The organism is Clostridium sp., from assembly GCF_051650885.1.
Taxonomy (GTDB): Bacteria; Bacillota; Clostridia; order Clostridiales; family Clostridiaceae; genus Clostridium.
In genome coordinates, this window is record NZ_JBOFRG010000127.1 from 1 (window position 1) to 11,790 (window position 11,790).

Sequence of the window (11,790 nt, forward strand, 5' to 3'; positions counted from 1 at the left end):
AATGGTAACAAAGCAACTTTATTAAGTGCATTAGTAGAAGATCCAACAGGATATGGAAGAATAATAAGAGATGAAAACAATGATGTTTTAAAAATTGTTGAGCATAAAGATTGTAACGAAGAAGAATTAAAAGTAAATGAAATGAATGCAGCTATGTATTGCTTTGATATAGAAGCTCTTGTAGAAGCATTAGATAAAATATCAAATGATAATGTTCAAGGTGAATATTATTTAACAGATGCTATAGAAATTATAAAAGAAAACGGGGATAGAGTTGGTGCTGTAATTACTGATTATGAAGATACATTAGGTGTAAATTCAAGAGCACAACTTGCAGAAGCAGAGGAAATATTAAGAGATAGAATTAATCTTGTACACTTAACTAATGGTGTAACATTAATAGATCCAAAATCAACTTATATAGGTGCTGATGTTGTTATAGGAAAAGATACTATACTTTATCCAAATACAATATTAGAAGGAAACACTGTGATAGGTGAAAGATGTACTATTTTCCAAAATTCAAGAATTAAAAATAGTGTAATAGAGAATAATACAACAGTAGAATCTTCAGTTATTTTAGATAGTAAAATTGGAGAAAATACAAGTGTAGGACCTTTTGCATATATCAGACCAGAAAGTACTATAGGGAATGATGTTAAAATAGGAGACTTCGTTGAAGTTAAAAAATCTACTATAGGAAATGGAACAAAGGTTTCACATTTAACTTACATTGGAGATGCTGAAGTTGGATCAAAATGTAACTTTGGTTGTGGAACAGTTGTTGTAAACTATGATGGAAAAGAAAAGCATAAAACTATAATAGGTGACAATAGCTTTATAGGATGTAATACAAACTTAGTTTCACCTGTAAAGGTTGGAGACAACACATATATTGCAGCAGGTTCAACAATAACTAATGAAGTTTCAGAAGGTGATTTAGCAGTAGCTAGAGCAAGACAAAGAAACATAAAAGGTTGGGCTTTAAAAAAAGGATTAAAAAAATAATTAATTAGCTAAATATTTAGGAGGTCTTCAAATAATGATAAATCATGGGAATAACATAAAAATATTTACAGGAAACTCACACCCAGAATTAGCAAATGAAATATCAAGGATATTAGATATAGAATTAGGAAAATCAAAAGTGGGAACATTTAGTGATGGAGAAATATCAGTTGATATAAATGAAACAGTTAGAGGTGCAGATGTATTTATAGTACAATCAACATCATCGCCAGTAAATAATAATTTAATGGAGTTGTTAATAATGATTGATGCATTTAAAAGAGCATCAGCAGGAAGAATAACAGCTGTTATTCCATACTATGGTTACGCAAGACAAGATAGAAAAGCTAAATCAAGAGATCCTATTACAGCAAAGCTTGTGGCAGATCTTTTAACTACAGCTGGAGCTAATAGAGTATTAACTATGGATTTACATGCATCACAGATTCAAGGTTATTTTAATATACCAGTAGATCACTTAGTAGGTGCATCAATTTTAGCTAAATACTTTATTGAAAAAGGAATGGATGATAGAGATGACGTAGTTGTTGTATCACCAGATTTAGGAAGTGTTACAAGAGCAAGAAAATTTGCAGATAAATTGAACGCTCCAATAGCAATAATAGATAAAAGAAGACCAAAGGCAAATGTATCAGAAATTATGAATATAATAGGTGATGTTAGAGGGAAGAAGTGTATTCTTTTAGATGATATGATAGATACAGCAGGAACTATAACAAATGCAGCTAATGCATTAAAAGACCTTGGTGCAGAAAATGTATATGCATGTTGTACACATGGAGTTTTATCGGGACCTGCATTTGAAAGAATAGAAAATTCGGCAATTGAAGAATTGGTTATGTTAGATACGATAAAATTACCAGAAGGTATAGACACGAAAAAGTTTAAATCTTTATCGGTAGCACCATTATTTGCTGAAGCTATTAAAAGAATTTATGATGATAAGCCTATAAGTAAATTATTTGAAGTATAATTAGTTTAAGAAGTCATTGAATAAGAGTAAATGACTTCTTTTTATTTAATGTATAAGAATCTTAAAGAAATAGAAAGATAAGTATATGAAAATAAAATTAATAATTAATGAAAAAAATATTTCAAAAAAAGGTACATTGTTGAAAAAGTATTAGTTAAATAATATAAAACATAATAAAAAAGATAAAAAATTCAATATAGGTTAATAATTTGTAACTTATTAGAAAAGACTATATTAATAAAGGAAAAAAAGTGATAAATTTATAATTGATAGTTTACAATTTAAATTTATTATTATCAGAAATTTAAATAAAAAATGGAGGTACCAAAATGGATGGTGTATTAGGAAAAGTTCTAATCGTAGATGATGATGAAAATATCTGCGAAGTTATAAATATGTACGTTAAGAGTGCAGGATATGATACTAAAGTTGCTAACAATGGTAAAGAAGCAGAGGAGATATTTTTAGAATATAAGCCTGACATTGTTCTTTTAGATGTTATGATACCTAGCATAGATGGAATAGATGTTTTAAAGTGGATAAGAAAAGAAGGAACAACGCCAGTAATAATGTTAACTGCTAAAGGTGATACTTTCGATAAAGTTTTAGCTTTAGAGTTAGGAGCAGATGATTACATAGTTAAACCTTTTGAACCAAAAGAATTATTAGCAAGAGTTAAGGCTGTAATGAGAAGATATACAGCAGACAATACTAATAAGGAAGTTATTCAATATAATGATTTAACAATAGATGCTAATTCATATAGAGTTATATATAAAAATAATGAAATAAAAATGCCACCTAAAGAATTTGAATTATTATATTACTTAGCATGTAATAAAAACAGAGTTTTCACAAGAGAACAATTATTATGTGAAGTATGGGGATATGATTATCCAGGTGATTCAAGAACAGTTGACGTTCACGTAAAAAGATTAAGAGAAAAACTTCATTCAGGAGATACATGGCAGATAGAGACTGTTTGGGGGGTAGGTTATAAATTCGAGGTGAAATAATTATGAAAAAAAGTAGCTTAATATATAAGCTCATCATAACATTTACTTTGATTTTAGCAGCTACTACAATATTAGTAGCTGGAACCTTATCCATCTGGTTTAAAGGATATTATTTTAACCAGAAGAAAGAACAGTTTAATAGCCAAAGTGCAATTATAGAAAATGCAGCAATAACTTATTTGAGTTTAGATAATAGATCAAACTTGGCAACGCTTAAGAACGTAATGGATTTTGTTAGTAAATCAGTAAATGCAGATATTTTAATAGCAGATAGAAACGGATACACATATGCAGTATCTAGTGTAAATCATGAAGAATATAAATTTACTAACCTAGATATTCCATCAAAAGAAATGGATATATTAAAATCAGGAAAATCTATAGTTTATAATAATATAAAAAATACAAATGAAAATGAATATGTTTATTTAAAACCTATTTTTAAAGGAGCATATTTTAGTGGATTTGTTGTAATGATGACACCGTTAAGTAGTATAAGTGCATCATTAATGAAAGCCATAGAAGTAATTTGGATTACTGCAATAATAGGAATTATACTAGGGGCAATAGTGGTATATTTTTATGGTAAAAAAATACTAATAAAGCCAATAGATAGAATAAATGTAGCAGCAAGAAGACTTGCAAGAGGTGAAGTTAATGAAAAAATAGAAGTAACTTCTGCTGATGAAATAGGAGAACTTGCTGATTCATTTAATGTTATGGCAGAATCATTGAAAACTGTAGATGAAAACAGAAAAGCGTTTATATCAAATGTTTCTCATGAACTAAGGTCACCTATAACTTCTATTAAAGGATTTATATCAGGGATTTTAGATGGAATAATTCCAAGAGATAAAGAAGGCTATTATCTTAAAATAGTTTATGATGAGTCAGATAGATTATCAAGGCTTATAAATGACTTACTAGACATTTCTACTATGGAAACAGGAAAGCTTAAGTTAAATGTGCAAGAGCTTGATATAAGTAGTATGATAAAACAATGTTTAGCAAAATTTGAAGGTAAGGTAAAGGAAACTGGAACCAATGTTGATGTTACATTAGAAATGGCACATCAATATGTTCGTGGAGACAATGATAAGATAATACAAGTTTTAACCAACTTAATAGATAATGCATTAAAGTATGGTAACGAAAATGGAAATGTTAAAATAGATACTAAGTCAAAAGGTGACAAAGTATACGTTAGTATTTACAATGATGGACCAACGCTTACTAAAGAGCAAAGGGTTAAAATTTGGGATAGATTCTATAAAGCAGATATATCAAGAACTAATAAAGTAAGTACAGGGCTTGGATTACCTATAGTAAGATTAATACTGACAGAACACGGCGAAGATATTTGGGTTGAAAATTATAAAGATAAGGGTGTTGTATTTACATTCACTTTAAAGAAAGTATAAATGTTTGGTGATAAGGATGAGTAAAAATACTGAAAAAAGAGAGGGACAGATAAATATAAAAAATAAAACCCCTCTATTTACAAGAAATAACTTATATATATTTGTGATAATTATTGTAACTGCAATAATAACAGGAATAATAACCACTAAATATATAACTGATAAGTTTAATGATACAGTAAATAATGCTGTAAGTTCCGTTCAAGATAATAGCATAACAGAAAATATAATAAAAGAAGTTGGACCGTCATTAGTAACGATAGGATCATCTGTAGATAGTTTAAAACAGATAGAAGTGAGTCAGAGTAATGTGACAGGAGTTATAGTTAGTAAGGATGGTTTAATTATGACTGACTATAATCTTATAAAAGATATGAAAGATATCTATGTAAGGCTTCCAGCTAAAGGTGCTGAACCGGAAAAAGCAATATTTTTAGGATATGATGAAGAAACAGGAATAGCAGTCCTTAAAATAAATACGAAAAACTTAACTCCGATACAATATACAAGTAGTTTAAACGCAAAAGCCGGAGATACAGTATTAGCAATAGGTAATGCAACAAATTCCAATTATGTTGGGATGGTTACATCAGGAGTGATTACTTCTACCAATTACTCAATAACTGTAGGTGGAGAAAAATATAGATTGCTTCAAACGAATGCTATAATGAATTCACAAAATTATGGCGGAATAATTTGTAATTCAAAAGGTCAAATGATTGGATTAAACAGTGAGTATATAACTAAAAAATACAATTTAAATGGATTATACTTTGCAATAGGAACAGATACTATACAAAATAGTATTCAAAGTGTAACAGATAGAGCTAATATTTTAGGAATAAATGGTGCTGAATTAGAAGATGGTAGTGGGTTTTATGTAACAGAAGTAAAATCAGGAACTCCGGCTAGTAAAGTAGGCATTGGAACAACTGATATAATTAAATCCATAAATGGTCAAAAGATAGAAAGTTTGAGCGATATCTATAAAGAAACAAAATCACTTAAAAAAGGTGATATATTAAAACTAGAAGTTTTAAAAGATGGAAAATTAAAAAATGTAAATATAACTATTTAAGTAAAGAGACTTTTTTTAAAAGTCTCTTTATTATTGTTAAAAATTAGTATAATATTATAGAGTGATTTGAATTAAAATAGAATTACAAAGGAAGAAACGAAATACTAATAAAAATTACAAGGAGATTTTAATATGTTTTTAATTATAGGATTAGGAAATATAGGAGATAAATATAACAATACTAGACATAATATAGGATTTGATGCAATAGATGCTATCTCTAGCATGTATAATATTAGTATAAATAGGAAAAAATTCAAAGGTGAGTATGGTGAAGGATTTATAGGTGGAGAAAAAACCATAATAATAAAGCCAACAACTTTCATGAATTTAAGTGGAGAATGCGTAAGAGAAGTAATGGATTTTTATAAAATAAGTAATGAAGATATATTAGTTATTTATGATGATATAAGTCTTGATGTAGGAAAAATTAGAATAAGAGAAAAAGGAAGTGCGGGAGGTCATAATGGAATAAAAAGTATAATAAGCCATTTAGGTACTGATGTATTTTCAAGAGTTAAAATAGGTGTAGGTGGTCCAAAGGATGACTTAATAAAGCATGTTTTAGGGAATTTTTCAAAGGTAGAGAGAAATACTTTAAATGAAACTTTAGAAGCAGTAGCAAAAGCAGCAGAGGTTGTTATAAAAGAAGATACTAAAACAGCTATGAATGAATTTAATGGATTTAAACCAAAAGAAATAGTATAGAGGTGATGGAAAGATGAGATTAAAGGGGCTTATGGAACCCTTAATGTCGAGCAATGATTTTATAAGTGTATCGGAAAATATAAAAGAAAAAAGATTTCCACAAGCAATCTATGGTTTATCGGACTCAGGAAGAAGCTATTTTATAAATAGCTTGTATGAAGAGGATGATAAGCCTTTAGTTGTTGTTGCACACAGTGATATAGAAGCTAAAAATATATACGAAGATTTAAGTTTTTATAACTTAGATGTATATTATTTTCCAGTGAAAGAAGTTGTTTTTTATAACATTGATGCAATATCAGGAGATTTAAGATGGGCAAGACTTAAGGTTATAAAAGAAATATTAAATAAAAAGAAGAAAATTATAGTAACATCAATAGAAGCTTTTGCAGCTAACTATACTCCAAGAAGTTACTATAAAAGCCATACAATAAAACTGAAGGTATCAGAAGAAGTTGATTTTAAGGCTATTAGTAAAACTCTAGTTGAATCGGGGTATGAAAGAGTTGAAATGGTTGAAGGTAAGGGGGAGTTTGCTCTAAGAGGTGGAATATTAGATGTATTCCCTATAACAGAGGAATACCCATATAGAATAGAGCTGTTTGGAGATGAAATAGACTCTATTAGAAGATTCAATGTTGACTCTCAAAGAAGTATAGATAAAGTAAAGAAGGTTGAAATTTTCCCAGCTAAAGAAGTTATAGTAGATGATGAAATTATAGAAAAAGCTAGTATGGGAATAAGGCATGAACTTGAAGAAAGTGTTAGAAAAATAAAAGATGCAGATATTAAATCAAAGCTATCATCAACAATGAATGGTAATTTAGAAAGTTTAGAAAATACAATGAGCTTTGAGACGATAGATTCATATCTTCCATTTTTTTATACAAAGCTTGAAAACTTTTTTGATTATATAGGTAATAGTAGAGTTGTATTAGATGATACAGAAAGATGTTTAGGAAAGCTTCAATCAACTTATATAGAGTTTAGAGAAAGCTTCACTATGTTTTTAGAAAAGGGAAATATACTACCAACTCATGCAAAGCTTTTATTAGATGAAGAAAAGGTAATAGAAAACTTAGAAGAAAGTGACATAGTAACTCTTGATGTATTTCCAAAAGGCAGAGAGGTTTTAAAGCCACGTTCAATAGTGAGTTTAAAACAAATAACCTTACATGGGTATCAAGGGCAGTTAGATTTATTGATAGAAGATATAAAATCTAAAAAAGAAGCAGGATATAAAACATTGATTTTATCAGGAACTAGAACTAGAGGTGAAAGATTAGTTTCAGTTTTAAGAGATAGAGATATAGAAAGTGTTTATAAAGATGATGTAGATGGGATTCAGTTTGGTGAGGTTGTAATAACCTTTGGGAATTTATTAAAAGGATTTGAATATCCAGAACAAAAGGTATGTGTTATATCAGATAAAGATGTTTTTGGAGAAGCAAAAAGAAAGTTAAAGAAAAAGCCTAAAAATAAAAAAGGTGTATCAAAGATAACATCATTTACAGAGCTTAAAATTGGAGATTTTGTTGTACATGTAAATCATGGGATAGGTGTATATAAAGGAATAAAGCAAATTGATGTGGGTGGAATAAAGAGAGATTACCTAGATATCGTGTATCAAAAAGGTGATAAGTTATATATCCCAGTTGACCAACTTGATTTAATTCAAAAATATATTGGTGGAGAAGGAAATACTCCAAAGGTAAATAAGCTTGGGGGAGTAGAGTGGCAAAAAGCAAAATTAAAGGCTAGAAAATCAATAGATGAAATAGCACAAGATTTAGTAAAGCTTTATGCAGAAAGAGCTGCAGTAAAAGGGCATAAATTTAGTAAAGATACTGAATGGCAAAGACAGTTTGAGGATGAATTCCCTTACGAAGAAACACCAGACCAACTTACATCTTTAGTAGAAATAAAAGAAGATATGGAATCGGTAAAGGTTATGGATAGGCTTTTATGTGGAGATGTTGGATATGGGAAAACAGAAGTTGCAATAAGAGCTGCTTTTAAAGCTATTATGGATAATAAACAAGTAGCATTCTTAGTTCCAACAACTATTTTAGCAGAGCAACACTATAAAAACTTATTAAAAAGATTTTCAGATTTTCCGGTAAAGATTGATATGATTAGTAGATTTAGAACAGCTAAACAGCAAAAGCTAACTATACAAGCGGCAAAAGAAGGAAATTTAGATATTTTAATAGGAACTCACAAATTGGTTACTAAAGATATTCAATTTAAAGATTTAGGTCTTCTTATTGTAGATGAAGAGCAAAGATTTGGAGTTAAGCAAAAAGAGAAGATTAAGGGGCTTAAGAAGAATGTTGATGTACTTACTTTAAGTGCAACACCAATTCCAAGAACACTTCATATGTCTCTTACGGGTGCTAGAGATATATCCGTTATTGAAACACCACCAGAAGAGAGATATCCTATTCAAACATATGTTGTAGAGCAAAACGACCAACTTGTTAGAGATGCAATCATAAGGGAGATGAATAGAGGTGGTCAGGTATTCTTTGTTTATAATAGAGTAGAGAATATTGAGAAGATGGCGGCTTACGTAAAAGAATTGGTTCCAGAAGCTAATGTGAGCTTTGCACATGGAAGAATGACTGAGAGACAACTTGAAAATGAAATGATTAAATTTATGGATAAAGAATTTGATGTTCTTGTATGTACAACTATTATAGAAACAGGTATTGATATGCCAAATGTTAACACAATAATAGTTTGGGATTCTGATAAGATGGGATTATCACAGTTATATCAGTTAAGAGGTAGAGTTGGAAGAAGTAATAAAATTGCATATGCTTATCTTTTATATACAAAAGATAAGGTATTAACAGAAGTTGCAGAAAAAAGATTAAAAGCACTAAAAGATTTCACAGAGCTTGGTTCGGGATTTAAGATAGCAATGAGAGATTTAGAGATAAGAGGTGCTGGAAATATGATGGGTTCTTCACAGCATGGTCATATGGCAAGTATAGGGTATGATTTATATTGTAGGATGCTTGAAGATACAATAAAGCTAATTAAAGGTGAGATATCAAAAGAGCCAGTTGAAACAACAGTAGATTTAAAAGTTAATGCATTTATACCAAGTGGATATATTGAAGATGAAAACTTAAAAATCGAAGTATACAAAAAGATTGCAGCTATTGAAAATAAAGATGATTATATGGAAATAAAGGATGAACTTGAAGACAGATATTCAGACATTCCAGAAAGTGTATATAATTTAATGGATATAGCTTATATAAAAAGTAAGGCAAAGCTTTTAGGAGTTGAAGAAATAAAAGAAACACCTAAAGGAATAATATTTAAATTTGTTGCAAATGATAAAGACTATATTAAAATATTTAATGTAGTTTCTGAAAAGTATAAAGAGAAATTTGTTATGAAGTTTGGAGAAAATCCAGAGCTTATATTTAAACAAAATGCAGTGAAAAAAGAGGAAATACTGGCATTCTTTAAAGAAATGCTTCAAAACATTATAAAAGTCATAAATATGTAAATTTCCATAATTGAATTAAGTGTATAATATTGATATACTAAGAAGAACGTTAAAATAAGGAAAATTTTCAGTAAAGTGAGGTAATGACGTGGGTAAAGTGAAAAGTTTAGTCGCGATAGGAATAGTTGCATTAGTAAGTATCTCTATTGTAGGTTGCAAAATGATACAAAAGACACCTGAAGCTATACAAAAAGAGGCTTTAGCAAAGGTTGGAGACCATGATATAACAAGAGGAGATTTAGATAAAGCTATGGCACCAACGCTTGCAATGGTTAAAAAGCAGTATGGTGATAACTTTATGGAGAATTCACAAGTTAAACAACAATATATTCAAATGGAAGAGCAAACATTAAATCTTTTAGTAGACCAACAAATTGTTCTTCAAGAAGCACCAAAATTAAAAACTATGCCAAGTGAAGCTGATTTAACTAAACAAGTAAATGAGCAAATCCAAGCTATGATAAAACAATTTGGTGGGCAAGAAGCATTTGATAATGCATTAAAGCAAGAAAATACAACTCAAGCAGAACTTGAAACACAAATAAAAGATAATATAATAATTGAAAATACATTACAAAAAGCTGTATATGACACAGTAAAAGTAACTCCAGAGCAAGCTCAAGAGTACTACAATAAAAATAAAATGTTATATACTACTAAAGAATCAGGAGCAGATGTTTCACATATCTTAGTTAAGACTAAAGAAGAGGCTGATAAGATTGAAGCAGAACTTAAAAAGGATAATGGTAAAAACTTTGCAGAACTTGCTAAGAAAGATAGCCAAGATCCAGGTTCAAAAGATAAAGGTGGAAGTCTTGGATGGGTTCCATATGATTCAACACAACTTGTAGAGCCTTTCATGAATGGAATGAGAACATTAACTAAAGATGGTCAAATTTCAGCACCAGTTCAAAGTCAATTTGGATGGCACATCATAAAAGTTGAAAATGTTAAATTAGCATATCAACCATTTAAAGATGTTCAAAAAACAATAATTGATACATTAACAAAACAAGAACAACAAACTAAATTACAAAGTAGTTTAGAAACTTGGAAAAAAGAACTTGATGTTAAAGTTTATACAGATAAATTAAACAAAAACAACTAAAAAATAAAAAGCACTAGGTATAAAAACCTGGTGCTTTTTACTTTTGTTGAATAGATTTTACAGTTAAATATATTCTAATATAAGTTCATATATGCAAGAAAATGAAATTGTATATACTAAATATACAAAAAAATAAATAAATTTGTAAAAATAAAATATAAATAATGGTTACGTGGGTATAAAATTTCTGTCTAGTCAAATAATAATAATGTCAGATATAACAAAAGAAAGTTTTAAAATAAAACTTAAGGAGGGTTTAGTATAAATTATGAAAGCGACAGGAATTGTAAGAAGAATCGACGATTTAGGTAGGGTAGTTATACCAAAAGAAATAAGAAGAACTTTAAGAATTAGAGAAGGAGACCCTTTAGAAATATTTACAGATAGAGAAGGTGGCGTTATTTTAAAAAAATATTCGCCAATAGGAGAATTAACAGATTTCTCAAAAGAATATGCTGAAAGTCTACAAAGTACAATAGGAAATATTGTTATTATTGCTGATAAAGATGCATTTATATCCTCAGCAGGAACAACTAAAAAAGAGTATATCGATAGAAAAATAAGTGGAGAACTTGAAGAAGTGATGGAAGGGAGAAAAGTTGTACACTTAACTGGGGATAAAGTTATTCCAATGCATAACGATGAAAATCATAAAGAGATAAAATCAGAAGTGATTGCACCAATAATTGCAGAGGGTGATGCTATTGGAGCCATAGTTATTATGTCAAAAACAGACAGCAAGCTTACAGATGTTGAATTAAAGATAGCTGAAGCTGCGGCATTATTTTTAGGAAAACAAATGGAATAATAATACATAATTAAAAAAGAGTAATAATACCTCTAAACTTTAAATAAAAATAGTAAGAAAGTAAAAAGTTTGGAGGTATTTTATGAGGAAACAATCTCTAATAAAAGGGAGTATAGTTTTAGG

9 protein-coding genes are annotated in these 11,790 nt (G+C 29.2%); all 9 read left to right on the forward strand.

Annotated features, from left to right (window positions below):
• Positions 1 to 1,008: bifunctional UDP-N-acetylglucosamine diphosphorylase/glucosamine-1-phosphate N-acetyltransferase GlmU (glmU, locus tag ACRC28_RS06130; protein ID WP_438542566.1), on the forward strand; the 1,008-nt coding region annotated here is incomplete at its 5' end.
• A 34-nt stretch (positions 1,009 to 1,042) separates the two neighbouring features.
• Entirely contained in the window at positions 1,043 to 2,002 is a 960-nt protein-coding gene (locus ACRC28_RS06135; RefSeq protein ID WP_438542567.1) for a ribose-phosphate diphosphokinase, read from the forward strand.
• A gap of 329 nt (positions 2,003 to 2,331) precedes the next feature.
• Positions 2,332 to 3,018 carry a response regulator transcription factor gene (locus ACRC28_RS06140; RefSeq protein WP_438542568.1) on the forward strand — a complete coding sequence of 229 codons (687 nt, stop codon included), beginning with the start codon at positions 2,332 to 2,334 and terminating at the stop codon, positions 3,016 to 3,018.
• Positions 3,019 to 3,020: 2 nt separating this feature from the next.
• Positions 3,021 to 4,439 (forward strand): ATP-binding protein, encoded by a 1,419-nt coding sequence (locus tag ACRC28_RS06145; protein WP_438542569.1) that lies wholly within the window; start codon positions 3,021 to 3,023, stop codon positions 4,437 to 4,439.
• Between the two features lie 16 nt (positions 4,440 to 4,455).
• Complete coding sequence (locus tag ACRC28_RS06150) at positions 4,456 to 5,517, forward strand: S1C family serine protease (RefSeq protein ID WP_438542570.1); 1,062 nt, start codon at positions 4,456 to 4,458, stop codon at positions 5,515 to 5,517.
• 132 nt (positions 5,518 to 5,649) lie between these two features.
• Positions 5,650 to 6,225, forward strand: coding sequence for an aminoacyl-tRNA hydrolase (gene pth / locus ACRC28_RS06155; protein WP_438542571.1), 576 nt, complete (start codon positions 5,650 to 5,652; stop codon positions 6,223 to 6,225).
• Between the two features lie 13 nt (positions 6,226 to 6,238).
• A complete protein-coding gene (gene mfd, locus ACRC28_RS06160; RefSeq protein WP_438542572.1) occupies positions 6,239 to 9,751 on the forward strand; it encodes a transcription-repair coupling factor in 3,513 nt (1,170 codons plus the stop codon).
• Positions 9,752 to 9,839: 88 nt separating this feature from the next.
• Positions 9,840 to 10,859 carry a peptidylprolyl isomerase gene (locus tag ACRC28_RS06165; RefSeq protein ID WP_438542573.1) on the forward strand — a complete coding sequence of 340 codons (1,020 nt, stop codon included), beginning with the start codon at positions 9,840 to 9,842 and terminating at the stop codon, positions 10,857 to 10,859.
• Between the two features lie 268 nt (positions 10,860 to 11,127).
• Positions 11,128 to 11,667 (forward strand): stage V sporulation protein T, encoded by a 540-nt coding sequence (gene spoVT / locus ACRC28_RS06170; RefSeq protein ID WP_438542574.1) that lies wholly within the window; start codon positions 11,128 to 11,130, stop codon positions 11,665 to 11,667.
• Positions 11,668 to 11,790: the final 123 nt, after the last annotated feature.